Genomic DNA, 24,973 nt, shown 5'->3' with positions numbered 1-24,973 from the left:
CCTCGCCCTGACGTGCGTCGATCATGAAGTTGTTGCCCACACGCGCGGCGTGTCGTGGCAACAACTTCATGATCGACGGCAGGTTCGCGGGGGCCGGTAGGGGGTCAGAAGCCCAGGGCCTGGGCTCGGCGCTTGACCTCACGGGCCTGGTCGCCGGAGAGGGCGGCGGCCGGGGTGTTGCCGGGCAGCGTGTCGTCCGGCTCGTAGAGCCAGCGCAGCGCCGCCTCGTCGTCGTAGCCGTTGTCGGCGAGCAGGTTGAGCACGCCGGGCAGGTGCTTGAGAACTGTCTCGTTGGCCACCAGCTCCGCGGGTATCCGGCGGATGCCGTCGCGGCGGACCGCCAACAGCTCCCGGTCGCGGATCATCTGGTGCACCTTGCTGATCGACACGTCGAGCCGCTCGGCGACGTCGGGCAGGGCGAGCCAGCCCTCCGGGTCGGTGGGGCCGGCGAGCTCGGGGCCGGGTACGGCCTGGTCGGGTACGGATTCGGTCACCCGATCACCCTGCCACGCCGTGGCCGGCGAGGGCCACCGGCACCCCGCACGGCCAGTTCGCGCCCGCCGACGGGCACCGCCGGTGAGCAGCGGATCAGGGCCATGACCGAGGTGGCGACGACGACGGGACGGACCAGGAACGGCTCCGGGCTGTAGCATCCTGTTCAACTCCCACCTCCTGGACACATAGACTCCCTGCCGATGGACACTCAGGTCGCCGACACGTTGCTGGGCTCGCTGATCGACGGGCGCTACCGCATTCGCGGTCGCGTGGCCCGTGGCGGCATGGCGACCGTGTACACCGCCACCGACGAACGCCTCGAGCGCACCGTCGCAGTCAAGATCATTCACCCGACCCAGGCGCCCGAGGCACGGGCCCGGATCGCCAACTTCGTGGCCCGGTTCACCGACGAGGCGAAGACCATCGCCCGGCTGACCCACCCGAACGTCGTCGCGGTCTACGACCAGGGCACCCACGCCGGTCTGCCGTACCTGGTGATGGAGTACGTCCGCGGCCGTACGCTGCGCGACGTGCTGGCCGAGCGACGCCGGCTCAACCCGGACGAGGTGCTGGCCATCGCCGAGCAGATGCTCGCCGCGATCGCCGCCGCGCACCGGGCCGGCCTCGTGCACCGCGACGTCAAACCGGAGAACGTGCTGGTCGCCGAGGCGCCCACCGGCGGCGTCGCCAACCTGGTGGACAGCGTCGTCAAGGTGGCCGACTTCGGGTTGGCCCGCGCGGTCGAGGCCAGCGCCGACGACGAGCAGGGCAACCAGCTGATGGCGACCGTGGCGTACGTCGCCCCGGAGCTGGTCACCGAGGGTCGGGCCGACCCGCGCACCGACGTCTACTCCGCCGGCATCGTGCTGTTCGAGATGCTCACCGGCCGGGTGCCGTACGACGGGGACCGTCCGGTGGACGTGGCCTGGCAGCACGTCGACCGGGACGTACCGGCGCCCTCGACGCTGGTGCCCGGCCTGCCGTCGGCCCTGGACGCCCTGGTGCAGCGCGCCACCCGGCGTGATCCCGCGGCCCGGCCCGCCGACGCCGGCGCGCTGCTGGCCGAGGTTCAGGTCGCCCGGGACCGCCTGGGTGACGTCAACAGCACCAGCACCGCCGTGCTGCGCCGGGTGACGGACGAGCCGCCGGTCTCCCAGCCGACCATGATGGTCGCCACGGTCCGCCCGGCCGAACGGCCGACGTGGGCCCGCCTGCCCGAGGGCGCCAGCCAGGGCCCGGGCCGGCGGCGTGCCGCACCGGAGCCGTCGGAGGGTTTGGCGGCCCGGTTCGCGACGCTGCGCGACACGGTGCTGGGCAACTCCCATGGCCGCCTGGCCGTCGCCGCCGTGGTGGTGGCGCTGGGTCTGGTGGCCGCGCTGGGCGGCTGGTGGTTCGGTGTCGGCCGCTACACGTCCGCCCCGCAACTGGTCAGCCTGAGCAAGACCGACGCGCAGGCCCAGGCCGAACGCGCCGGCCTGACCCTGGCGTACGGGGAGCCGCGCTACGACGAGAAGGCCCCGAAGGACAGCGTGCTCGTGCAGGACCCGGCGTCCGCCAGCAAGATCGTGAAGGGTGGCACCATCACCCTGACCCTCTCGCTGGGTCCGGAGCGCTTCCCGGTGCCGGACGTGATCGGCAAGGAGTACGAACTGGCCGAGGCCGATCTGGCCAACGTCAAACTGGTGGCGGCCAAGGGCACCCCTCGCTACGACGACAACCTGCCGGCCGGCGTCGTGCTGGACAGTTCGCCGAAGGTGGGTGCCGAGGTCAAGCCGGGCACGAAGATCACGCTCATCCTGAGCCGCGGCCGGGCGCCGGTGTCGGTGCCCAACCTGGTGGGCAAGAGCCTGACCGAGGCCCGTACCGCCCTCGCCCAGCTCAACCTGAAGCCGGTGGAGACCTACAAGGACTCCGACAAGCCCAAGGATGAGATCCTCGGCCAGAGCCCGGCCGACGGCGCAGGCGTGGAGAAGGGCACAGAGGTCAAGCTCGAGATCAGCAAGGGCCCGCCGCTGGTCGTGGTGCCCCGGGTGATCGACCTGCCGTGTCAGCAGGCCAAGCAGGTGCTGGAGAGCCAGGGCTTCCCGGTGACTGTCGCGATCAACCCGAACGCGGTGGCCCGGATCCAGGCCCCCGGCGAGAATTCCCAGGTGCCGCCGGGCACCCCGGTCGTCATCACGTGCTTCTGATGCCTGTGGTCTCCTCGCGTCCGGTGGGCGCGCACACTCCGACCTCCGGCGGGCTGGCGAAGGCGGCCCTGCCGTACGTCGACGCGACAGGTGCCGCGGCCGTGCAGGTGTACGTCTCCAACTCGCGTGGCTGGGCGTTGCCTCCGGGTGATCCGGCGCAGGACGCGCTGTTCCGCGAGGGCTGCGCCGAGCGGGGCATCCCGGCGTTCATCCACGCCTCGCTGCTGGTCAACCTGGGCTCACCCACGGCGGCCACTGTCGAGAACTCGGCGCAGACGCTGGCGCACGCGCTGCGCCGGGGTGTGGCGATCGGCGCGCGGGCCGTGGTGTTCCACGCCGGCAGCTCGGTCGACGAGGGGTACGCCGAGGAGGCGATGCGGCAGGTCCGTCGCGAGCTGCTGCCCCTGCTCGACTGGGCCGCCGAGGTCGGTGGACCGATGCTGCTGGTCGAGCCGAGCGCCGGTGGCGGCCGCTCGCTCGCCTCCCGCGTGGAGCAGCTCGGGCCCTACCTCGACGCGGTGGACCGACACCCGATGCTCGGGGTCTGCTTCGACACCTGCCACGCCTGGGCGGCCGGGCACGACCTGGCCGCCGAGGGCGGCATGACCGCGACCCTGGACACCCTGGTGGCCACGGTCGGTGCGGACCGCTTGCGGCTGGTGCACGCCAACGACTCGAAGGATCTGTGCGGCTCGACCCGGGACCGGCACGAGAACATCGGCAAGGGCACCATCGGCGAGCCGGCCTTCGCGGAGCTGATGGCCCACCCGGCCACCGCCGGCGTCCCCGTGGTGGTGGAGACCCCCAGCGAGAAGCAACTCGGCCACACCGCCGACATAGCAACCCTGAACCGCCTGAACCCCTGATCCCTTCTCCTCCTGTTGATCAAGAGCTGTGCGTCATGCGGAGACCGGAATCTGACGCAAAGCTCTTGATCAACAGGGAGTGGGTCAGGCGGCGAGAATCCTGGCCAGGGCGGTGGCCGCCCGGTCGATCGCGGCGTCGTCGACGCCCAGGTGGGTGACCAGGCGGGCGGTACGCGGGCCGAGCACCGAGACCAGTACGCCCTCCGCGCGGGCGGCCGCTGCCAACGCGCGGGCATCCAGCGCGTGCTTGGTCAGGTCCAGCGGAACGAGGTTGGTGCGGACCGCCGCGGCGAGCACCCCGAACGGGGCGACCGTCTCGGCGAGCCGGGCCGCCTTCGCGTGGTCCTCAGCCAGCCGGTCGACGTGGTGCGCCAGGGCGTACCGACCGGCGGCGGCGAGGATGCCGGCCTGGCGCATGCCGCCGCCCATCCGCTTGCGGATCAACCGGGCCCGTTCGATCTTCTCCGCGCTGCCCACCACCAGCGAGCCGACCGGCGCACCGAGCCCCTTGGAGAGGCACACGGACAGCGTGTCGAAGAGCCGGCCGTACTCGGTCAGCGGCACCCCGTCGGCGACGTGCGCGTGCCAGATCCGGGCGCCGTCGCAGTGCAGCGCCACCCCCGCGTCGTCGGCGACCCCGCGCAGCTCCCGCAGGGTGGCCAGCGGGATCACGCCGCCACCCCCGCGGTTGTGGGTCTGCTCGACGGCGATCGCGCGGGTGGGCACGGCGAAGTAGCCGTCCGGACGGATCATCCGGGCGACCAGCTCCGGGTCGATGTCCGCGCCGACGGCCGGCCAGGTCCGCGAGGAGATCCCGCCGTACGCGGCGGCGGCGCCGATCTCGTACGTGACGACGTGCGCGTCGGCGTCGCAGAGCAGCTCGTCGCCGGGTGACACCAGCAGTTGCAGGGCGATCTGGTTGGCCATCGACCCGCTCGGGGCGAAGAGCGCCGCCTCGTGCCCGAACAGCGCGGCGACCTCCGCTTCGAGGGCGTTGACGGTGGGGTCCTCGCCGTAGACGTCGTCACCGACCTCGGCGCCGGCCATCGCCTCCCGCATCCCGGCGGTCGGCCGGGTCACCGTGTCGGACCGCAGGTCCACGAACTGATCAGCCACTGTCATCCCTTCGAACACCAAGCTCACTCCTCGCGTCAGCCTCGGGACCTGCCTTTCGGCTGCCGACTGCGGGGCTCGCAAGCTCACTCCTCGCGTCAGCCACGCAGCATCTCGGCCACGAGGAAGGCCAGCTCCAGCGACTGCTGGGTGTTGAGCCGCGGATCGCAGGCGGTCTCGTACCGGTCGGGCAGGTCGAGGTCCTCGATGCCCTGGGCGCCGCCGAGGCACTCGGTGACGTCCTCACCGGTCAACTCGACGTGGATGCCACCGGGGTGGGTGTCCAGGCCCCGGTGCACCTCGAAGTAGCCGAGCACCTCGTCGACGATCCGGTCGAAGTGCCGGGTCTTGTAGCCGTTGGACGACTCGTGGGTGTTGCCGTGCATCGGGTCGCACTGCCAGACCACCTTGGCGCCGGAGGCGGTGACCTTGGCCACGATCGGCGGCAGGGCGTCGCGGACCCGGTGGTTGCCCATCCGGCTGATCAGCGTGAGCCGGCCGGGGATGTTGTCCGGGTTGAGCTTCTCGCACAGCTCGATCGCCTCGTCCGGGGACGTGGTCGGGCCGAGCTTGACGCCGATCGGGTTGGCGATCCGGGAGATGAAGTCGATGTGCGCGCCGGTGATCTGCCGGGTGCGCTCGCCGACCCAGAGGAAGTGCCCGGACAGCCCGTACGCCCGACTGTCGGAGACCCGGGTGAGCGCCCGGTCGTACTCCAGGGCGAGGGCCTCGTGGGAGCAGTAGAGGGTGACGGTCCGCAGCGCCTCGTCGTCGGTCATCCCGCAGGCCCGGATGAAGGCCAGCGCCCGGTCGATCTCCCGGGCGATCGCCTCGTAGCGCTCCCCCGCCGGGGAGGTCTTCACGAAGCCCTTGTTCCAGTCGTGCACCGCGTGCAGGTCGGCGAGCCCACCGGCCAGGTACGCCCGCAGCATGTTCATCGCGGCGGCCGAGTTGGCGTACGCCCGGATCATGCGCTGCGGGTCGGCGACCCGGGCGGCGGGGTCGGCCTCCAGCGAGTTGATCATGTCGCCGCGGTAGGCGGGCAGGCCACGCGCGTCGGTGGGCAGCGAGCGGGGCTTGGTGTACTGGCCGGCGACCCGGGCGACCTTGACCACCGGCAGCGACGCGCCGTAGGTGAGCACGATCGCCATCTGGAGCAGGGTGCGGGCGTTGGCCAGCAGGTGGCTCTCGGTGTTGTCGACGAACGTCTCGGCGCAGTCACCGCCCTGGAGCAGGAACGCCTTACCCTCGCAGACCAGGGCCAGCTTCTGCCGGAGCTGGTCCACCTCGTAGGGCGCGACGACCGACGGCACGGTGTCGAGGACCTTGCAGACCTCGGCGACGGCGGCCGGATCGGACCACGGGGGGATCTGCTCGCGGGGCAGCTCCCGCCAGCGGTCCAGACCGAGGGCGGCGTCCTCGGCGGAGTCGACTGTCGGACGGCTGGTCTGCAGGCCCGGGCTGCCCACCGCGGGATGGCTCAGCTGATGCCACTCATGGCGCATGAGAGAAAGCGTACGGCGACCGTGGGCGTACCCGAGCGGCGAGGGGGACGGTTCCGGCAGATGGGAGATCAACCCCGCCGATGCCGGTCAGGACACCGGTGAGGCGCCGACCCCGTTCGGCGACGGGCTGGCGGCCGGGTTGCCGCCCGGCGCCTCCCCGGCGATGCACCAGTCGCCGCCGTCGCGGGTGACGGTGAACACCAGCGGGCGGGTGACCTTGCTCTTGCCGGCGGTGACCGAGACCGAGACGCTGACCTCCTGGCCGCGCGGCCCGGACCGGACGTCGGTGATGGCCGCCTCGGGCACCTCGAAGTGGTCGGCGAAGTCACCGTTGGGGCCGGTGGCGGCGAGGTCGAACCCGTCGTGCAGCAGCTCGCAGAGCTGGCTGCGGCCGGCGGCGACGTCCTTGGCGGTCATCGCGTCGAGGTACGCCTGCACGCGCTCACGAGACCGGGTGCCGGCCTCCTCGGCGGGGGCACGCTCGGGCTTGGCGGCCGACTCGTCCTCGTCACCGCCGCCGATCCCGCAGCCGACCAGGGCGGCCGGGAGCAGCACCAGCCCGGCGGCGGCGGCCGCCAGCCTGCGGTGGATCGGGCGCATGACCACCTCCGTCGACGGGGAAATCGAGACGTGCCGAGCCGCGAGTCTGCCACATCGGGCCCGACCCGCCCAAGGCCGGCGACCCCTGCCGACCCACCTGAGGCCGGCGACTCGGGCCCGACCCACCCAAGCCGGCGGCCCGGCCGACGCTGGGCGTCGACCGGGCCGGTACGGCACGGGCGGGGAGAGGCGGTGCGGGCCCCTCCCCGCCGTGTGGGTGGTGCGTCGACCGTCGGCTCAGCCGAGGCCGCCCTTGATGGCGCCGATGAGCTCGCCGTTGCTCGTGTCGCCGGAGAGCTCCCAGAAGAACGCGCCACCGAGGCCCTGGTTGTTCGCGTACGTCATCTTGCCGTTGATGGTCGACGGGGTGTCGTAGCTCCACCAGTTGCTGCCGCACTTGGCGTACGCGGTGCCGGCGATCGTGCCGGTGGCCGGGCAGCTGTTCTTGAGGACCTTGTAGTCCTCGATGCCCGCCTCGTAGGTGCCCGGCGCCGCGCCGGTGGCGCTGCCGCCCGGTGCGGCCTGCGTGACGCCCGTCCAGCCCCGACCGTAGAAGCCGATGCCGAGCAGCAGCTTGTTGGACGGGACGCCCTTGCTCTTGAGCTTCTGGATCGCCGCGTCCGAGTTGAAGCCCTGCTGCGGGATGCCGGTGTACGAGGTGAGCGGCGAGTGCGGCGCCGTCGGGCCCTGGGCGTTGAAGGCGCCGAAGTAGTCGTACGTCATCGGCATGAGCCAGTTGAGGTTGCCGATGGCGCCGGCGTAGTCGGTGGCGTCGATCTTGCCGCCGTTGCTGCCGTCCGCCGTGATCGCGGCGGTGACCAGCGCGCTGGACCCGAACTTCGACCGCAGGGCGCCGATCACGTTCTTGAACGCGTTGGGCCCGCTGGTGTCGCAGGTCAGACCGCAGGCGTTGGGGTACTCCCAGTCGACGTCGATGCCGTCGAAGACGTCCGCCCAGCGCGGGTCCTCGACCAGGTTGTAGCAGCTCTCGGCGAACGCGGCCGGGTTCTGGGCGGCCTGGGTGAAGCCGCCGGACCAGGTCCAGCCGCCGAACGACCAGATCACCTTGAGGTGCGGGTTCAGCTGCTTGAGCTTGCGCAGCTGGTTGAAGCTGCCGCGCAGCGGCTGGTCCCAGGTGTCGGCGACGCCGTCCACGCTGTCCGCCGCCGTGTACGCCTTCTCGTAGTCCGCGTAGCTGTCACCGATGGTGCAGCGACCGCCGGTGGTGTTGCCGAAGGCGTACAGGATGTGGGTCAGCTTGGCGGCCGAGCCGCTGGTCTGGATGTTCTTGACGTGGTAGTTACGGCCGTAGACGCCCCACTCGGCGAAGTAGCCGACGACCTTCTTGCCGCCCGTGTTCGGCGGTGGCGTGGTGGGCGGTGCGGTCGTGGGCGGCGCCGTGGTCGGCGGTGCGGTCGTGGGCGGCGCGGTGGTGGGCGCGGCCGTGGTCGGCGGGGTGGTCGGGGTGCCGCCACCGCACGGTGCGCCGTTGACGGTGCAGTTCAGCGGCGCCTTGTAGGCGCCGGTGCCGTTGTAGCCCCAGCTGAACGAGGCGCCCGGGGCGAGCCCACCGGCCCAGCTCTTCTTGACCGCGACGTAGTGATTGCCGCTGCTCGTGACGTCGGCGTCCCACGCGCTGCTGATGGTGGTGCCCGACGGCAGGTCGAACTCGATGCGCCAGGTGGCGACCGTGGCGCTGGAGCCGTTGGTCACGGTCACCTTCGTCTCGTGGCCGGTCCCCCAGTCCTGTGCCTTGGCGAACGTGGTGGTGACCGTGCCGGCGCCGAACGCGGTCGTCATCGGCACCGCCGCGACGGTCACGGCGACCACGGCACCGGCCCAGAGGGCCCGGCGGAGCGATCTTTTCATAAGGCGTCTCCCGAACTGTTAGGAAACTTTCCAAAAGAGATGGTGAGACGGTACTCACGCCGTCATCAGTTCGTCAAGATGTCCATGTTTCGATTTCTCCTGGTGCGTGGACTGCGCCCGCGCCGAGCCGCAGGTCATCGCTCGGGGGTCACGGGCCGGCGCGTAGCCTCGGGCCCATGACCGTCTTCGACATCCCGATCGACGCCCTCAGCGGCGGGCCCGCCGACCTCGCCCAGTACCGGGGCCGGGCGCTGCTGGTGGTCAACGTCGCCTCCCGCTGCGGTCTCACCCCGCAGTACGCCGGCCTTCAGACCCTCGCGGACACGTACGCCGAGCGTGGCCTGGTGGTGCTGGGCGTGCCGTGCAACCAGTTCGCCGGGCAGGAGCCAGGCACGGCGGCCGAGATCAGCGACTTCTGCCAGGTCAACTACGGGGTGACCTTCCCGCTGACCGAGAAGGTCGACGTGAACGGACCCGACCGGCACCCGCTGTACGCCGCCCTGGTGGAGACCCCGGACGCCGACGGGCACACCGGGGACGTCCGCTGGAACTTCGAGAAGTTCCTGGTGGCCCCGGACGGCACGGTCGCCGCCCGCTTCGCTCCCACTGTCGAACCCACCTCCGACGACCTCCGCACGGCGATCGAGAAAACCCTCCCCACCCCCGCCTGACCCACCCCGCCCGCGCCCGGCCCGCCCCCGCCGGGCCTGCTCGCGCCCGGCCCGCCCGCGCCGGGCCTGCTCGCGGTGATCAAGAGGTTTGCGTCAGGGGTGAGCCTTCATCTGACGCAAACCTCTTGATCACCAGCACCAGCACCAGCACCAGGTGCGGGTCGGGGCGGCGGTGCCCGGGCCGACCACCGTCGGGTGGCACATCCCCGCGGGACGGGTTGGCGGCCAGCGCGAGCAGTAGCGTGAGCAGAACCGGCTCGGCGCGCGGCCGGGTGGACCGCGCCGGCCGTCCGCGCAGCCGCTCCGCGTCGGGTAACCAGAATAACCCACCGCGCCGGTCGGGAATGCGTCGTGGGTGGACGAAGTTGGGAAGAAGCATGACAACTGTGGGACTGATCGGCAGCGGCAACATCGGCGGCACCCTGGCCCGGCTGGCGGTGGACGCCGGCTACGACGTGGTGCTGAGCAACTCGCGCGGGCCGGAGACGCTCACCGACCTGGTCGACGAGTTGGGTGAGCGGGCCAGCGCCGGCACGACGCAGGACGCGGCGCAGATCGGTGATCTGGTGGTGGTCAGCGTGCCGCTCAAGGCGTACCGGGCGGTGCCCGCGCAGCCGCTGTCCGGCAAGGTCGTCATCGACACCAACAACTACTACCCGCAGCGCGACGGGGCCTTCCCGGAGCTGGACGCGGGTGAGATCACCAGCAGCGAGCTGCTCCAGCAGCACCTGCCGACCTCGCGGGTGGTCAAGGTCTTCAACAACATCTACTTCAAGGCCCTCGCCTCGCTCGGCCGGCCGGCCGGGGCGGCCGACCGCAGCGCCCTCGCGATCGCCGGTGACGACGCCGCCGCGAAGGCCGAGGTGACCGCCTTCCTGGACCGGATCGGCTACGACACGGTGGATGCCGGCTCGCTGGCCGAGGGGTGGCGTTACCAGCCGGACACCCCGGCGTACGGCACGCTCTACGCCGCCACGCCGACCGACTGGGAGCACCCCGCGTCGAGTGACGCCGAGAAACTGCGCGCCGCGCTGGCCGCCGCCACCCGCTGAGCACCGCCGCCGTCCTGGGACGACCGCCTACCGGGTGGCCGTCTCCAGGGCGGCGGCGAGTTCGTCGTCGTAGCTGGCGATGGGCTGGCCGTCCACGGCGTACGCGACGAGTCGGCCCTGCGCCATGCTCGCCGACCGGAACGAGAACGTCCGCGTACCCGGGTAGGCCGCCAGCAGGGGAATGTCCCGGGGCGCTCCGCCCGGGGCGGAGTAGTACGCCAGCCGGGCCACCCGCGCGGAGACCACACCGTTGACCCGGACCTTCGTCTTCTCGGCACGGGTGCCGAAGGTGACCGGCGCGTCGGTGGCGTAGGCGGCGCACTCGGCCGGGCCTCGGCAGACGAAGAAATATCGTGGATTGGCGACGTCGTCGAGGACGTACGCCTTGAACGTGGGGTCCGCTCCGGCGGGCAGCGGTTGCACGGCGAAGAAGGCGAGAGCCACCACGGCCGAGACGCCCACCCGCAGCCAGGCCCGGCCGGCGGCGGATCGCCTGTTGCTCCGGACGGCCGCGACCGCGACACCGCCGAAACCGGCCAGGCACAGCAGGCACACGCCGACGGCTCGGGCGTTCTCGAACAGGAACTGCACGCCCGGCCGCGTCGACACCGGGCCGAGGACGGCGCCCAGCGAGACGACCATGGCGGCGAGCAACGCCGCGCCGGCCACCCGCTGGGTGATGCCGGACGCGCCGACCAGCAGCATCGCGGCGAGCACCGGCCACACCTGATGGTGGGTCCAGGACACCGGGGACGCGGCCACCGTGGCGCAGCCGACGAGGATCGCCGCGTGCCCGGGCCGGCCCTGCCCGGCCAACCGCCGGGCGCGCAGCAGCGCCGCCCCGCAGATCACCGCCACCAGCCCGGCCCAGAGCACGGGCAGCGCCGCCTCGTCGACCCCGATGCGCAACAGCATCCCGTGCACCGACTGGTTGCCCAGCGAGGCCAGGTTGCCGATCCGCGAGGTCTGCCGGACCGCCTCGGTCCAGTACGTCCAGCTCTCGGCGGGCAGCACGACCGCCGCCACCGCGGCGCAGGCGCCGAACGTCGCCACCGCGCGGCCGGCGTCGCGGTAGCGCCCGGTGGCGAGGAAGTACGCGACGAACAGCAGCGGGGTCAGCTTGATCGCCGCGGCCACCCCGACGAGCACCCCGCGCAGCCGGGGTGGGCCGACGCCCATCCCGTCCAGCAGTGCCAGCATCACGATGAAGACGCTGACCTGCCCGAACCGCAGGTTGCTCTGCACCGGCGCCGACAGCATCAACACCGTGGCGGCCACCGCGACGACCAGTGGGCGGTGCGACCGATCGGTGCTCAGCGCGACACCGACCATCGCGGCGATGGCGACGACCGCCGCGCACGTCGCCACCAGCCAGACGCCCTGGAGAACGCCCTCGCTGACTGCGGTGATCGGGGCCAGCACCAGGGCGGCGAACGGCGGATAGGTGAACGGCCCGCCGTTTCGGGCGCGGTACTCGTACAGCGGCCGGCCCGCGTGCAGATCGGACAGCGCGCCGTAGTAGATGTGCAGGTCGGAGAGTCGGTCACCGCGCCTGAGCACGAGCACACAGGACACCAGCGCGACGACGACGAACGCCGCCCACGCCAGCGCCACCCGGCGATCCCGCATCGCCCGAGAATAGGCGAACGCGAGGCCGAGCGATGGCCCGTCAACCGTTGGCCAGGCGGTCCAACGGAGGCGCTCACGGCCTCGACTGTCGGGCGTAGACGCTATTTCTGAAAGAGCACCGAGGCGACGTCCGCCACGATTCCGAGGGCCCAGTCCAACTGCGGACAGTCGTGCTGACCTTGACACTCCAGACAGCCGCCCGTCGGCCAGGGTCGATCATGCACTCGGGACCAGTGAGCGTCGAGGACCCGCTCGGCCATGAAGAGTTCCGTCGCCCTGGACACCGGCTCGTCGATCGCCATCGCACGCACCTTCCCGAGGTCACGAGATGCACACCCTGGAGGGCGGAGGCCATGCTTCGCGCCCTCCAGGGGTGGATGGATCGAAAACCTCGGGGTGCTGAAGTCCAGAAGAGTCCGATCACTGTCTCACTGTATCCACTGTCTCACTGTAGTCAAGTTCTCACTGTGCTCAGTCGAGTCGCGTCGCCACTTGTCCTGCCCAGGCCCCGGCTGGAAGCATGATCTTCGCTGAAGTCCAGGAGAGCCGATCATGCCTACCAGGCCACCGCACTACCTCCGTGTCGCCGACGACATCGCGCGCAGAATCAACTCCGGGGAGTACCCGCCCGGCCATCAACTGCCCTCGGTCTCGGAAATTGGTGAGATCTACAACGTGGCACGATCGACCGCCTACCGGGCCGTACGCGAACTGCACCAACGAAACCTGGTCTACGGCCAACAGGGGCAGGGCGTTTTCGTGGCCGAAGCGGAGTAGCCAGCGGGGACGATCCGGCCGTGTCTGCCCTCGGAAGAACGGGGACGGGGGGCCGGGCGTGCGTCAGTAGCATCGGCGGATGGGAGCGACGAGCACACCGGCGTACGACGCTCACGCGGACTGGTACGAGGGCTTCATCTCGGGCGGTGGCGACTATCTCCGGCGGGTGCACACCGCCGTCGCGGACCTGCTCGGCACGGGCGAGGGGCCCTGCCTCGACATCTGCTGCGGCACCGGCGCGCACGCGTCCGTGCCTGGCGACCTGGGCTGGACACCGGTGGGTGTGGACCTGTCCGGCGGGCAGTTGCGGCACGCGCGCGATCGATTGCCGGTGGCCCGGGGGGACGCCGCCGCCCTGCCGGTCGCCGACGCCTCCCTGCCGGCCGCGATGTGCGTCCTGTCCAGCACCGACGTGCCCGACTACCCGGCCGTGCTGCGTGAGGTCGGCCGGGTGCTGCGCCCGGGCGGGAGGTTCGTGCACGTGGGCGTGCACCCGTGCTTCGTGGGCGCGTTCGCCGACTGGGGTCGCCACCCGAGCGTCGTCGTCGACGAACGCTACGCCGACAGGTCACGTAGCTTCGACAGCTGGAACACCGGCGGCGTCCGGGTCCGGGTCGGCGCCTGGCACGTGCCGCTCGCCGACCTGCTCAACGCGACAGTGGCCGCCGGCCTCCGACCGGTCCGGTTCGTCGAGGCCGGCTCGGGAGGCGTGCCGGACCTGTTCGGCTTCCTCGCGGTGCGGTAGCGGCACCAGCCCGGCGTTCTGGGTCGGGATCTCCTCGCGCCGCACTACAAGATCGCGCTCGATCCTGGATGTAGTGGCATCCTCCCGACGCCGAGACCACTACATCCTGGATCGAGCACGATCTTGCGGCAGGCAGCGCGGGCAGCGGCGCGGGGTAGCGCAGGCAGCGGCGCGGCGCGGCGCGAAGAAACATTGCGCGCACAACTTGCGTCGGAGTCCCACACACGGGACTCTGTCCGTGGGTTGCCGCCCGCTCACCGAACGTGCCCTTCCGGAGGCGACATGCACACGCTCCGTACCGCGTCCCGCCGGCTGTTCGCCGGCGCTGGCGCGTTCCTGCTCGGCACCGCCCTCGCCGCCACCGCGGCGGCCCCGGCCAGCGCGGACACCGTCGGCTACGTCCGCCTCGCCCACCTCTCCCCCGACACCCCGGCCGTCGACGTCTACCTGGCCGCCCCCGGCGCCGCGAAGCCGAGGGTGTTCCCGGGCGTCGGCTACGGCGTGGTCTCCGACTATCTCCGGCTGCCCCCGGGGCGGTACGCGGTGGCGATGCGCGAGGCCGGCACGCCCGCCAGCGAGCCGCCGGTGCTCACCACCGAGGTGGCGGTGACCAGTGGCGGCGCGTACACGGTGGCCGGTGTCGGGCGGCACGCCGACCTGGGGCTGCGGGTGCTCACCGACGATCTGAGCGCTCCCACCCAGGGCCGGGCCAAGGTGCGCGTCGTGCAGGCGTCGGTGCGCACACCCGTTCTCGACGTCGCCGCCGCTGACGGGCCGACGATCGCCGACGGCGTGCAGTTCGCCACCACCACGGACTACCAGCAGGTCGAGCCGGGCACCTGGAAGCTGCGGCTCACCGGCGCGGGCGGCCCGAGCACCGACGCCGAGGTGCGGCTCACCGGCGGCGCGGTCTACTCGCTGCTGGTGCTCGACGACAAGCAGGGCGGCCTCACCGCCGAGCTGCGCCGCGACGCCGAGGGCGGCACCGTCGCACCGGCCGGCGGCGTGGACACCGGTGCGGGCGGCACGTCCGACGCCGGGTTCGGCGCGTACCCCCTGGTGGCCGGCGGGTTGGCCGCGGCGGCCGGCGCGGCGAGTCTGCTCCTGTGGCGCCGGCGGCGGCGCACCACCTGGTGAGCATCGGGCCCGCCGCCGCCATCCGACGGCATCGCGACCGCCGGGCGCCGCTGGCCGCGCTGGTCGCGGCCGGCGCGGCGGTCTGCCTGGCCGCCGGCACCGGGGTCGGGCTGGCCACCACCGGCCCGCCGCCGCCGGCCGCGAGCTGGCACCCCGGCTGCGCCGACGGCTGCCCGTCCGTGGCCGCGCCGCCGCGGCCGGCAGGTCCACCCACGCGGGTACGCGTGCCGCGCATCCGCGTCGACTCGGAGCTCACGGTGCTCGGCCTGGACCGCGCCGGCGTACTCGTTCCGCCGGCCGAGTTCGACACGGCCGGCTGGTACGGCGGCGGCCCGGCACCCGGCGACACCGGCCCGGCCGTGCTCGCCGGGCACCTGGACTCGCGCAGCGGCCCGGCGGTCTTCGCCCGGCTCGACGAGCTGCGTCCGGGTGACCTGGTCCAGGTGTGGCGCGGCGGGCGGTGGCTGTCGTTCCGGGTGACCGGATCGCTGCGTACCCGCAAGGACCGGTTCCCGACGGCCGTGGTGTACGGCCCGACGCCCGGGGCGGAGCTGCGTCTGGTCACCTGCGGGGGCGACTTCGACCGGCGGCGCGGGCACTACCGGGACAACGTGGTGGTGTTCGCGATCGCCGACGGCTGATCACCTCGGCGTGCGGGAGGTCGGGGTGTCCGGCCCGGCCCGACACCCCGGATTCCCGGATCCCGAGTCGATCACCGCCGGGCGGGCCGACACCAGACCGGGCGAGGCCGACGCCAGACCGGGCGAGGCCGACGCCAGACCGGGCGAGGCCGACGCCAGACCGGGCGAGGCCGACGCCAGACCGGGCGGGGCCGACGTCAGAGCGGCAGGCCGGCGTCAGACCGGGCGGCGGCCGGCGAAGCCGCACTCGGCGCGGTGGTACCAGCGCACGTCGGAGTCGCCCTCCAGCCAGCACCAGAGCACCGCACGGCCGGCCCGCTCGCCGGGGAAGTCGAGCAGCACCGGCGCGATGCCCTTGACCTGGATCTCGTGCTGGTGCAGCTCCTCGACGACGGCGTGCAGCCGGGCCTCCAGCCCCTTCACCTCGGCCAGTCCGCCGAGCGCGCTGACGCCGTGGTCGGCCAGGTCGACACGCAGCTCGGCGAGGTCGGCGCGGAGCCGGATCAGCTCGTCGACACGCGGCTGCAGGGTGGCCACCAGGTGCCGGGCCTGAGCGAGTGTGAACACGCCGCCAGTATGCGCCACGTGCCGTGCCGCGCATGCCCCGCGAGTGGCGCGGCGGAGGTCACGGGAAGGCCGGGCGACTCGGCGCTGCCGGCGGCGAGGACGTCCCGGGCGGTGTCGGTCGGCGGGTGCGGGCCGCTCGGTGGAGTCAGTCGGCCTGGGCGGCCAGTTCGCGGGCGCGGTCCCGGGCGGCCTCCAGCGCGGCGAGCAGCGCCGCGCGTACGCCGTGCTTCTCCAGCTCGCGGATCGCGGAGATCGTGGTGCCGGCCGGCGACGTGACCGCCTCGCGCAGCTTGACCGGGTGCTCGCCGGAGTCGCGCAGCATCACGGCGGAGCCGATAGCGGTCTGCACGATCAGCTCGTGCGCCACCTGCCGGGGCAGCCCGAGCAGGATCCCGGCGTCGATCATGGCCTCGACCAGGAGGTAGAAGTAGGCCGGGCCGGAGCCGGAGAGCGCCGTGACCGCGTCCTGCTGTGACTCGGGCACCCGGATCGTCTGGCCGAGGGGCTTGAACATCTCCTCGGCCAGGGCGAGGTGTTCCCCGGTGGCGTACGCGCCCGCCGAGATGGCGGTCATCGCCTGGTCGACAAGCGCCGGGGTGTTGGTCATGACCCGGACGACCGGGGTGCCCTCGGGCAGCCGGCGGTTGAAGAAGCTGGTGGGCAGCCCGGCGCAGAGCGAGATGACGAGCTTGTCGGCGGGCACCTTGGGCCCGATCTCGTCGAGCAGCGCGGCGGCGTCCTGTGGCTTGACCGAGACCGCGAGCACGGCCGCCTCGTCGACGGCGGCCAGGTTGTCGACCACCCGTACGCCGTAGCGGGCGGTCAGCTCCTCGGCGCGGGCCGGGCGGCGGGCGGTGGCGAGCAGCCGTTCCACCGGCCATCCGGAGCGCAGCAGCCCGGAGAGCATCAGCTCGCCGATCTTGCCGGCGCCGATCACCGCGACCGTGTGCACCTCGGCTGACATCTCGGCCGTACCCCTCTCGCGTCGGAGCACGGCGCGGCGGACCAACCGGCCCGCCGCGTCGTGCCGTTGACCAGCTGCGGACCGGTGGCCCGCCGCGCCGTCCTACCGTCGATCAGCTGCCGAAGAAGACCTCGGCCTCGGCGTACCGCTCCAGCGGCACGGTCTTGAGCTCGCGGGTGGCCTCGGCGAGGGGCACCCGGACGATGTCGGTGCTCTGCATCGCGACCATCTTGCCCCAGTCGCCGTCGTTGACCGCGTCGATGGCCTGCAGGCCCAGGCGGGTGGCGAGCACCCGGTCGAAGGCGGTCGGGGTGCCACCGCGCTGGATGTGGCCCAGCACCACGGTGCGGGCCTCCTTGCCGGTCTTGGCCTCCAGCTGCTCGGCGAGCCACTGGCCGATGCCACCGAGGCGGACGTGGCCGAACGAGTCCAGCTCCTGGTTGGCGAGCACCATCTGGCCGTCCAGCGGCTGGGCGCCCTCGGCGACCACGACGATCGGGGCGTACTGGTGCTGGAAGCGCTTCTCGACGTAGCCGGCCACCTGGTCGACGTCGAACTGACGCTCGGGCAGCAGGATCACGTTGGCGCCGCCGGCCAGGCCGGCGTGCAGGGCGATCCAGCCGGCGTGCCGGCCCATCACCTCGACGACCAGGGTGCGGTGGTGGCTCTCCGCGGTGGTGTGCAGCCGGTCGATGGCCTCCATCGCGATGTTGACCGCGGTGTCGAAGCCGAAGGTGTAGTCGGTGGCGCCGAGGTCGTTGTCGATCGTCTTCGGCACGCCGACCACGTGCACGCCCAGCTCGTAGAGCTTGGTGGCCACGCCGAGGGTGTCCTCGCCGCCGATCGCGATCAGCGCGTCCACGCCCTGCTCGGCGAGGTTGTCCTTGATCCGCTCGACGCCGTTCTCGATCTTGAACGGGTTGGTCCGGGACGAACCGAGGATGGTGCCGCCACGGGGCAGGATGCCGCGGACGTCCGCGATGCCCAGGGGACGGGACAGACCCTCCAGCGGGCCCTTCCAACCGTCCCGGAAGCCCACGAACTCGTGACCGTAGGTGGCGACGCCCTTGCGGACCACCGCCCGGATGACCGCGTTGAGACCTGGGCAGTCGCCGCCGCCGGTGAGCACGCCGATACGCATGATCCGCTCATCCTCCTGGAGCATCAGGTAAAGCCCGATATGCCCCAGGTATGTGTCAGGTCAGACCATCGGCGCCATTGCCGGCCCGGGGCGGGCCGTCACTGCGAACTGTAGTCGGCCTACCTGCGCGACGACAGCGCGCCCCGGGGGCGGCGGGTCAGTACGTCACCTCGCGGTTCTCGCCGGCCTCCGGCGGCTGGCCGGTGACGGCGGCCTTCGCGAACCCGAGCAGATTGACCACGGTGCTGCTCGGCGAGTCCCAGTACTCGGCGGAGCTGGCGTGCACCTTGATCAGGGTCAGGCCGGGCGTGTCCAGCCCGTCCGGGAACCAGACCTTGAGCACCGGGTTCCACAGCCGCTGGGCGCGCTCGGCGTCGAAACCCTCGTTGGCGGTGCCCGAGACCGACACCCAGGCGTTGTGCTTCTGGTCCGAGAAGGCGACGTTGACCTCCGGGTTGACCCGGATCTGACGCACCTTGGCGGAGTCGGCGTAGGCGAAGAACCACAGGTCGCCGTCGAACTCGGCCTCCTGCAGCCCCATCGGCCTGCTCACCTGGCGCCCGTCCAGTGCGATCGTGGTGAGCATGCAGATCCGTGCGGCGCGGACCAGCTCGGTGACCCGCGTCCGGGCCTCGGCGATGCTGGTCGGATCGTTGCTCATGGCAGTCTCCCTCGGCTCGACTGGTCGAACCGTTGCCCGGGACAGAACCGGTCAAACCTACAAAGGTACGACGACCGCTCAGCGTGCCGTCATCGCCCGCCAGCGGGCCAGGTTGTGCCGGGCGTCGACCAGGGCGTCGTGCCGGGCCGCGTCCGCGTCCGGCAGGGTCGGCCGGCCCCGGTCGTCCCAGAGCTGGCGCAGGTCCTTGGTGAACCGGGGGATCTCCCGGGGCAGCGCCGGCATCGCCCCCCAGAGCTGGGCGAGGACCACATGGTCGTACGCCGCGTACCAGGCCCACAGCTCCAGCTGCTCCCCCGGCCGGTCCCGGACCGGCTCCATGAGGAAGTCGTACAGGTCGTCACGGATGCGCTCCCGGGAACGCCAGGCCCGGTCCGCCGGAGACGGCAGCCGGTCCAGCACGTTGCGTCGGACCCAGGGCACGGCACGGGAGTCGTCGAACTCGGTGGAGACCGCGTAGAACTCGCGGCCGTACTCGTCGACGACACCTATCGACACGAGGTCGACGATCCGGCCGTCCTCGATGAACTCGCAGTCGTAGAAGTAGCGGTAGACCATTCCGGCCATCCTCGCCCACCGCCGGCCGGCAGCGGCCGGCGGGGGCCGGTGCAGGGAGTACGCCGCAGCTCGCGACGGTCACGGAAGTGCTTCGAGGGGTGTACAGCAAGCGACTGGACCGTCATGATCTGATGTGTACCGCTACCGGATGCCGAATCGGTGTCAGTTCACCTTGTCAGGGCCATCAGGTTCACCCGGTGAGCGATTGTGTGGTCCATGACCGGGGAGGGGTTGGGCCGTGGAGATGCGCCTGCCGGAGCCGGGTGACGCGCTCACGGGTGTCGAGATGTTCGCCGGGCTGGAGCCCGAGGTGCGCCAGCGCGTCATCGCGGCCGCTGTTCCGCGCACCTACCGCAAGGGTCAGTTGCTCTTCGTGGAGAACGACCCGGGCGAGTCGCTGATCGTGCTGCGCCGCGGCGCGGTGGCCGTCTTCCGCACGGCGCCGACCGGCGAGCGGGCGGTGCTGTCGGTGATCCGTCCTCCGGACGTGCTCGGCGAGGTCTCCCTGCTCGACGCCTCCACCCGGTCCGCGTCGGCCGAGGCCATCGAGGACTGCGCGGCGCTCGCCCTGTCCCGGGGCGCGTTCATGGAACTCGTGCACTCCAACCCGCGCATCCTGGACGCGGTGATGCGCTCGCTGGGCGGCCTGATCCGTCGGCTCACCGAGCAGAACGCCGACCACGTCTTCCTCGACCTGCCCGGCCGGGTCGCCAAGACACTGGTCCGGCTGGCCGGCGAGAGCCAGGCCCCGATGATCACGATCGAGCTCAACCAGAGCCAGCTCGCCGAGATGGCCGGCGGTTCCCGCCAGAGCGTCAACCAGGCGATCGGCTCCTTCGCCAGCCGGGGCTGGCTGCGGACCGAGGGCCGCCGGATCGTCGTCACCGACGTGGCCGCGCTGCGCCGCCGCGCCGGCATGAACGACCGCTGAGCGCGCCGCGAACGACCGCTGAGCCGCACCGCAGCGTCGGCGTAACCGACCGCTGAGCCGCACCGACGGGCAGCGCACCACGACACGACACGGCCGGGTCACCCGTGGGCGGCCCGGCCGTGTCGTCGCGTCACCGACGCGCGGTTCAGACGCCGGGGCTGCCCGGGCCGGCCCACTTGTTCGGGCCCTTGCTGTCGCCGCCCGGGCCGTTCGACTGCTCGCTGACGATGCCCTCGGCCTGGAGCGTGGCGAGCGTGGCGGCGTCGACGTCGACCGACTCGCCCGCGGAGTGGCTGACCCCGTTGCCGTCGGTCCAGTCGCTCTCGAGCTTGACGTACACCATTGACCTGTCCCCCTCTGGTCGCTGATCGAAGATGTGGCGGACTGAATGTAGTCCGCCGGACCCAAGGTGGACTGTCCACAAGCCAACAGGCCGGTTACCTGACAGCCACGTGGGCGGTGATACTGCCCTGTGACGGGACGACGGGGGGCGTCGGCCCGGATCGCCATGGAGGGTGTGTCATCGCCGCGCAGTGTGGGCGCTGTGGACGCACGGCCGCCGACGGCGACCGCTTCTGCGGTGGCTGCGGTGCCGAGCTCGGTGCCGTGTGCCCGCACTGCCTGCGCCCCCTCGCCTCGGACGTCACGTTCTGCACCTCGTGCGGTTCGCCCCGGCCGGGCGCGGACCGGCCGGCCGCCGTCGCCCCGCAGGAGGACCGCCGCCGGGTGAGCGTGCTCTTCGTCGACCTCATCGACTTCACCCCGTACGTCGAGCGGGCCGACCCGGAGCAGGTCCGGGGCATGCAGACCGGCTTCTTCTCCGCGGCCCGCCGGGTCGTCGGCCAGTACGGCGGGGTGGTGGAGAAGTACATCGGCGACGCGGTGATGGCGCTGTTCGGCGCCCCGATCGCCACCGAGACCGACGCGCTGCGCTGCGTCCGGGCCGGGCTGGAGCTGCAACGGGTGCTCACCCGGTTCGCGCCGACGGGTAGCACCGAGATGCGGTTCCGGGTGGGGGTGGCCACCGGGGAGGCCCTCGTCGACGTGGCCGCCGCCCGGGACGGCGGGCAGGCGATCGTGGCCGGCGACGTGGTGAACACCGCCTCCCGGATGCAGTCGGTCGCGCCACCGGGCGGGGTGCTGGTGTGCGGCACCACGCACGCGCTGACCAGGGACACGATCCGCTACGAGGAGCAGCCCCCGGTCACCCTGCGCGGCCGGTCGTCGCCGACCGAGGTGTGGCTCGCATTGTCCCCACTGCGCCGCCTGCCGACCGATCGAGAGCCGGACACCACGCCGCTGGTCGACCGCGAGCACGAGCTGGGCATGCTGGTCAACGCCCTGCACCGGTCGCTGCGCGACCGGCTGCCGCAGGTGGTGACGATCTTCGGCCGGGCCGGCATCGGTAAGAGCCGGCTGCTGCGCGAGCTGTACCGGCACACGGGCCGGCTGGTCGACGAGCCGCTGACATGGCGGACGGGGCGCTGCCCGCCGTTCGGCGAGAACGTCACGTTCGCCGCGCTGGCCGACATCGTCAAGACCGAGGCCGGCATCCTGGACACCGACCCGGCCGCCAGCGCGGCGCAGCGGCTGGCCGCCGCCGTGGGCGAGCTGATCGGCCCGGGCGAGCGCGACCGGGTGGTGGACGCCCTGCGCCCGCTGGTCGGGCTGCCCGGCACGCCGCTGCCGGCGGAGGAGGCCGAGTCCGCGTGGCGGCGGTTCCTGCTGGCGTTGGCCGCCCGCCGCCCCACCGTGCTGGTCTTCGAGGACCTGCACTGGGCCGACGACGCGATGCTGCGCTTCGTGGAACTGCTCGGGGCGGCGGCCCGCGAGGCGCCGCTGCTGCTGCTCTGCACCGCCCGCCCGGAACTGGTCGACCGGGACCCGAGCTGGGCCGGGACCATCACCGGCTCGGTGACCATCACCCTGCCTCCGCTGCGCGACACCGGCATCGCCGCCCTGTACGCGCACCTGTTCGGCCAGGCGGCGTTCTCCGCCGACATGCTGACCCCGCTCATCGAGGTGGCCGGCGGCAACCCGCTCTACGCCCACGAGTACGTCCGGATGCTCATCGAACAGGGCGCGCTGCGGCAGTCCGGGCGGGGCTGGTCGCTGGACAAGCAGCTCGAACTGACCATGCCGGAGAGCGTGCACGCGGTGATCGCCAACCGGGTGGACCTGCTGGACGCCAAGGACCGCGCGGTGCTGCTGGCGGCCTCGGTGGTGGGGGTGCAGTTCTGGCCGGGTGCGGTGGCCGCCGCGCTGGGGCAGCCGGTCGAGTCGGTGGAGCGCGCGCTGCGCCGGCTGGAGCAGCGCGACTTCGTGCACGAGCAGGCCGCGTCGACGATGGCGGGGCAGGCGGAGTTCCGGTTCCGGCACGTGCTGGTGCGCGACGTCTGCTACCAGCGGCTGCCGCGCACCGAGCGGGTGGCGCGGCACGAGCGGGCCGCGGACTGGCTCGACGCGCTGTCGCACAGCCGCGACACCGACCTGGCGGAGGTGCTCGCCCACCACCGCTGGGCGGCCCACGAGATCGCCCGCTCGCTCGGCATGCAGGTCCGCCGGTACGCGGGGCCGGCGCGGCAGGCGCTGCACCGGGCGGCCCGGCGGGCGTACGCCCTGCACGGGCTGGACGCGGCGGCGAGCCACGCGGGCCGGGCGTTGGGCCTGGCCGACGACAGCGACCCGGTGGGCCGGCTCCAGCTGGAGCTGCTCAGTACGGAGATCTCGTTCTACCGCGACGGCAACGCGTTCCTGTCCGGCGGCGGACCGGAGCAGGTGCACGCGCTGGCGGACCGGCTGTCGGCGCACGGCGACGACGCGTGTGCCGCACGGGCGTGGACGCTGCTCGGTCAGGCGGCCTGGTTGCGCGCGGACCGGGGTGACGCGCTGGCCTGCCTGGACCGCGCGGTCCAGCTGTTCGAGCCGTTGCCGGACAGCCCGCAGAAGGCCGACGCGTACGCCGAGCTGGGCCGCCTGCACATGCTCAACTACGAGCGCGACCCGGCCGTGTCGGCGGCGGACACCGCGGCGGAGATCGCGGAGCGGCTGGGCCTGACCGAGGCGCGCACCAACGCGCGGATCACCGCGGCCACCGCCCGCTACCAGGCCGGTGACCGGGTCGGCCTGGACGAGCTGCACGCGATCGTCGAGTTCGCCCGCGCCGGTCAGCTGCTCGCGCTGCCCCGGGCCACCCAGAACCTGGCCTGGGCGATCCGCGAGGAGGGTGACTGGCTGCGCTCGAACGCCCTGCTCTCGGCCGCGCCGGCGCGTACGGCCAGCGGCCAGACGCTGACCACGAGCTATTCGGCCGAGGCGATGCGGGCGTGGTTCGAGGGTGACTTCGGCCGGTTGCTCGCCGCCGCGGAGGCGTTCGTGGACACGCCGACGGGCAGCTGGGACATGCAGGTGCGGGGTTTGCGCTGCTGTCTGCTGGTGCTCCGCGACGACGAGGACCCGGCCGACCTGGCCGACGCGCTGTCCACCGCGCGGCGCAGCGGCTTTCACCGCCTGCGGTGGACGATGCTGAGCATGGCGGCGCTGTGCCGGGCGTTGCAGGGCCGCGACGCCGAGGCGGCGGAGCTGATCGACGAGCTGGACCGGTCCTGGTCGGCGGTGCCGGCGCTGGCCAGCGGGGAGTGGATCGCCGCCGCCGCGTACGCCGCCGCTCTGGCCGGCCGGGACACCTCCGTGCGGGTCCGGGCGATGCTGGACCGGGTCGGACATCGCACGCCGTGGTCGGAGGCGGCGCTGCGGACGGTGACGGCGGCGGTGGCGGCGGCCGACGGCGACCACCGGCGGGCGGCCGAGCTGCACCTGGCCGCCGCCGAGACGTACGGGCGGATTCCGGACGTCAGCGACCGGGTGCTGGCGCTGGCGCTCGCGGCGGCGGAGCTGACCCGCGCCGGCGACCCGGCGGGCGCCCGGGTGCCGCGCGCCGAGGTCCGCACCTTCGCGCTGCGCAACGACGCCCCGGGCCTGCTGGCGCTGGCCGGCCGGCCGATCAGCCCGACGGGGCCGGCGGTGGCCTGCTGAGACGACTCAGGCGGGCACCGGCTTGAGCTTCTGCGCGTAGATGTCGACGTACTCGCGGCCGGAGAGCTCCATCAGCTCGTACATGATCTCGTCGGTGACCGCGCGCTCGACGAACCGGTCGCCGGCCAGCCCCGCGTAGCGGGAGAAGTCCAGCGGGGCGCCGAAGCGGATCCGCACCCGGTCGATCCGGGGAATGAGCGTGCCGGGCGGCTGGATCTGGTCGGCGTTGAGCATCGCCACGGGCACCACCACCGCGCCGCTCTCCAGCGCGAGCCGCGCGACCCCGGTCTTTCCCCGGTAGAGCCGCCCGTCCGGGGAGCGGGTGCCCTCGGGGTAGATGCCGGCCACTCCCCCGGCGCGCAGCACCCGCAGCTGGGTGTCCAGGGCGGCGCGGGCGGCCTGGCCGCCGGAGCGGTCCACCGGGATGGTGCCGGTGCCGACGAAGAACATCTTCGTCAGCCAGCCCTTGATCCCCTTGCCGGTGAAGTACTCGGCCTTGGCCACGAAGGTGACCTTCCGCGAAATGATCAACGGGGTGAAGATCGAGTCGGAGAAGGAGAGGTGGTTGCTGGCCAGGATCACCGGCCCGGTCGCCGGCACGTGGTGCAGGCCCTCCACCTGCGGGCGGAAGATCAGCTTGAGCAGCGGACCGAGGAGAACGTACTTCAACAGCCAGTAGAGCACCGGCGTCCTTTCCCGTGGTGTGCCCGCGACAGCACCATGCCGGGAGCGCCGCCGTCGCCGACGAGCCTACGAAGCCCGCGCTCGCACCACAACGGACGTCGACGTCTCTCATTTTTTCGATCGTC

The 24,973-nt window shown here is 72.5% G+C and carries 25 protein-coding genes; 10 read left to right on the top strand and 15 right to left on the bottom strand.

The annotated features are described in order from the left end of the window. Positions 1-104 precede the first annotated feature (104 nt). The gene (locus ACLQ27_RS20670) at positions 105-494 is read right to left on the bottom strand and encodes an Rv2175c family DNA-binding protein (protein ID WP_234589071.1); all 390 of its coding nucleotides are present in this window, start codon (positions 492-494) and stop codon (positions 105-107) included. A 201-nt stretch (positions 495-695) separates the two neighbouring features. Between ACLQ27_RS20670 and pknB the strand changes: the two genes are divergently transcribed. Beyond that, on the top strand, positions 696-2,684 hold the full coding sequence (gene pknB, locus ACLQ27_RS20665; protein ID WP_425868191.1) for a Stk1 family PASTA domain-containing Ser/Thr kinase: 1,989 nt from the start codon (positions 696-698) through the stop codon (positions 2,682-2,684). Further along, positions 2,684-3,550 carry a deoxyribonuclease IV gene (locus ACLQ27_RS20660; protein WP_425868189.1) on the top strand — a complete coding sequence of 289 codons (867 nt, stop codon included), beginning with the start codon at positions 2,684-2,686 and terminating at the stop codon, positions 3,548-3,550. Before pknB ends, ACLQ27_RS20660 begins: the two co-directional genes overlap by 1 nt. Positions 3,551-3,634: 84 nt before the next feature. On the opposite strand, the gene ACLQ27_RS20655 is transcribed toward ACLQ27_RS20660, so the two are convergent. From ACLQ27_RS20655 to ACLQ27_RS20640, 4 genes are all read right to left on the bottom strand, one after another. Continuing rightward, positions 3,635-4,672, bottom strand: a complete 1,038-nt coding sequence (locus ACLQ27_RS20655; RefSeq protein ID WP_425868187.1) for a threonine aldolase family protein — start codon at positions 4,670-4,672, stop codon at positions 3,635-3,637. Between the two features lie 89 nt (positions 4,673-4,761). Beyond that, entirely contained in the window at positions 4,762-6,168 is a 1,407-nt protein-coding gene (locus tag ACLQ27_RS20650) for a class II 3-deoxy-7-phosphoheptulonate synthase (protein ID WP_357575209.1), read from the bottom strand. Positions 6,169-6,255: 87 nt separating this feature from the next. Then, on the bottom strand, positions 6,256-6,768 hold the full coding sequence (locus ACLQ27_RS20645; RefSeq protein WP_234589061.1) for a nuclear transport factor 2 family protein: 513 nt from the start codon (positions 6,766-6,768) through the stop codon (positions 6,256-6,258). Positions 6,769-7,005: 237 nt separating this feature from the next. Continuing rightward, the gene (locus ACLQ27_RS20640; RefSeq protein WP_425868184.1) at positions 7,006-8,637 is read right to left on the bottom strand and encodes a glycosyl hydrolase family 18 protein; all 1,632 of its coding nucleotides are present in this window, start codon (positions 8,635-8,637) and stop codon (positions 7,006-7,008) included. 176 nt (positions 8,638-8,813) lie between these two features. Here ACLQ27_RS20640 and ACLQ27_RS20635 point away from each other — a divergent pair, with 176 nt between their 5' ends. Beyond that, on the top strand, positions 8,814-9,308 hold the full coding sequence (locus ACLQ27_RS20635) for a glutathione peroxidase (RefSeq protein ID WP_357496758.1): 495 nt from the start codon (positions 8,814-8,816) through the stop codon (positions 9,306-9,308). Positions 9,309-9,387: 79 nt separating this feature from the next. On the opposite strand, the gene ACLQ27_RS20630 is transcribed toward ACLQ27_RS20635, so the two are convergent. Further along, complete coding sequence (locus ACLQ27_RS20630) at positions 9,388-9,720, bottom strand: hypothetical protein (protein ID WP_425868182.1); 333 nt, start codon at positions 9,718-9,720, stop codon at positions 9,388-9,390. Here ACLQ27_RS20630 and ACLQ27_RS20625 point away from each other — a divergent pair. Next, on the top strand, positions 9,686-10,360 hold the full coding sequence (locus ACLQ27_RS20625) for an NADPH-dependent F420 reductase (RefSeq protein ID WP_425868180.1): 675 nt from the start codon (positions 9,686-9,688) through the stop codon (positions 10,358-10,360). The two genes, ACLQ27_RS20630 and ACLQ27_RS20625, sit on opposite strands and share 35 nt — an antisense overlap. Positions 10,361-10,387: 27 nt before the next feature. On the opposite strand, the gene ACLQ27_RS20620 is transcribed toward ACLQ27_RS20625, so the two are convergent. Together ACLQ27_RS20620 and ACLQ27_RS20615 are read right to left on the bottom strand one after the other, a co-directional pair. After that, complete coding sequence (locus ACLQ27_RS20620; protein ID WP_425868178.1) at positions 10,388-11,989, bottom strand: glycosyltransferase 87 family protein; 1,602 nt, start codon at positions 11,987-11,989, stop codon at positions 10,388-10,390. A 101-nt stretch (positions 11,990-12,090) separates the two neighbouring features. Beyond that, positions 12,091-12,291: a hypothetical protein gene (locus ACLQ27_RS20615; protein ID WP_425868176.1), complete on the bottom strand. Its 201-nt coding sequence runs from the start codon at positions 12,289-12,291 to the stop codon at positions 12,091-12,093. Positions 12,292-12,541: 250 nt separating this feature from the next. On the opposite strand from ACLQ27_RS20615, the gene ACLQ27_RS20610 reads away from it, so the two are divergent. The 4 genes from ACLQ27_RS20610 (at position 12,542) to ACLQ27_RS20595 (ending at position 15,289) form a co-directional block, all read left to right on the top strand. Further along, positions 12,542-12,766 (top strand): GntR family transcriptional regulator, encoded by a 225-nt coding sequence (locus ACLQ27_RS20610; protein WP_354858235.1) that lies wholly within the window; start codon positions 12,542-12,544, stop codon positions 12,764-12,766. A gap of 79 nt (positions 12,767-12,845) precedes the next feature. Next, entirely contained in the window at positions 12,846-13,511 is a 666-nt protein-coding gene (locus ACLQ27_RS20605; RefSeq protein ID WP_425868174.1) for a class I SAM-dependent methyltransferase, read from the top strand. Positions 13,512-13,793: 282 nt separating this feature from the next. Beyond that, entirely contained in the window at positions 13,794-14,648 is an 855-nt protein-coding gene (locus ACLQ27_RS20600; RefSeq protein ID WP_357575205.1) for a DUF4397 domain-containing protein, read from the top strand. Beyond that, positions 14,618-15,289, top strand: a complete 672-nt coding sequence (locus tag ACLQ27_RS20595) for a class F sortase (protein WP_425868171.1) — start codon at positions 14,618-14,620, stop codon at positions 15,287-15,289. The genes ACLQ27_RS20600 and ACLQ27_RS20595 overlap by 31 nt, the downstream gene beginning before the upstream one ends. Before the next feature lie 216 nt (positions 15,290-15,505). Here the strand turns inward: ACLQ27_RS20595 and ACLQ27_RS20590 are convergent, their stop codons facing one another. The 5 genes from ACLQ27_RS20590 to ACLQ27_RS20570 form a co-directional block, all read right to left on the bottom strand. After that, positions 15,506-15,856 carry a DUF2203 domain-containing protein gene (locus ACLQ27_RS20590; protein WP_234586913.1) on the bottom strand — a complete coding sequence of 117 codons (351 nt, stop codon included), beginning with the start codon at positions 15,854-15,856 and terminating at the stop codon, positions 15,506-15,508. 145 nt (positions 15,857-16,001) lie between these two features. Continuing rightward, positions 16,002-16,820 carry a pyrroline-5-carboxylate reductase gene (gene proC / locus ACLQ27_RS20585; protein ID WP_357496744.1) on the bottom strand — a complete coding sequence of 273 codons (819 nt, stop codon included), beginning with the start codon at positions 16,818-16,820 and terminating at the stop codon, positions 16,002-16,004. Between the two features lie 112 nt (positions 16,821-16,932). Further along, positions 16,933-17,961, bottom strand: a complete 1,029-nt coding sequence (locus ACLQ27_RS20580; RefSeq protein ID WP_234587020.1) for a 6-phosphofructokinase — start codon at positions 17,959-17,961, stop codon at positions 16,933-16,935. Between the two features lie 157 nt (positions 17,962-18,118). Then, the gene (locus ACLQ27_RS20575; RefSeq protein WP_357496742.1) at positions 18,119-18,622 is read right to left on the bottom strand and encodes a pyridoxamine 5'-phosphate oxidase family protein; all 504 of its coding nucleotides are present in this window, start codon (positions 18,620-18,622) and stop codon (positions 18,119-18,121) included. 78 nt (positions 18,623-18,700) lie between these two features. Next, positions 18,701-19,198, bottom strand: coding sequence for a polyadenylate-specific 3'-exoribonuclease AS (locus tag ACLQ27_RS20570; protein WP_374109293.1), 498 nt, complete (start codon positions 19,196-19,198; stop codon positions 18,701-18,703). Positions 19,199-19,436: 238 nt separating this feature from the next. On the opposite strand from ACLQ27_RS20570, the gene ACLQ27_RS20565 reads away from it, so the two are divergent. Then, a complete protein-coding gene (locus tag ACLQ27_RS20565; RefSeq protein ID WP_007463121.1) occupies positions 19,437-20,129 on the top strand; it encodes a Crp/Fnr family transcriptional regulator in 693 nt (230 codons plus the stop codon). A 145-nt stretch (positions 20,130-20,274) separates the two neighbouring features. Here the strand turns inward: ACLQ27_RS20565 and ACLQ27_RS20560 are convergent, their stop codons facing one another. Continuing rightward, complete coding sequence (locus tag ACLQ27_RS20560) at positions 20,275-20,472, bottom strand: hypothetical protein (protein WP_357496740.1); 198 nt, start codon at positions 20,470-20,472, stop codon at positions 20,275-20,277. 116 nt (positions 20,473-20,588) lie between these two features. Between ACLQ27_RS20560 and ACLQ27_RS20555 the strand changes: the two genes are divergently transcribed. After that, positions 20,589-24,164 carry an ATP-binding protein gene (locus tag ACLQ27_RS20555; RefSeq protein WP_425868168.1) on the top strand — a complete coding sequence of 1,192 codons (3,576 nt, stop codon included), beginning with the start codon at positions 20,589-20,591 and terminating at the stop codon, positions 24,162-24,164. A 6-nt stretch (positions 24,165-24,170) separates the two neighbouring features. Here ACLQ27_RS20555 and ACLQ27_RS20550 read toward each other — a convergent pair whose 3' ends face one another. Then, complete coding sequence (locus ACLQ27_RS20550; RefSeq protein WP_357496736.1) at positions 24,171-24,848, bottom strand: lysophospholipid acyltransferase family protein; 678 nt, start codon at positions 24,846-24,848, stop codon at positions 24,171-24,173. Between the last annotated feature and the right edge of the window lie 125 nt (positions 24,849-24,973).

This window comes from Micromonospora sp. DT63, assembly GCF_049841615.1.
Classification (GTDB): Bacteria; Actinomycetota; Actinomycetes; order Mycobacteriales; family Micromonosporaceae; genus Micromonospora.
Note: the sequence above shows the minus strand (reverse complement) of the source record. Positions and strands in the feature narration are given on the sequence as shown.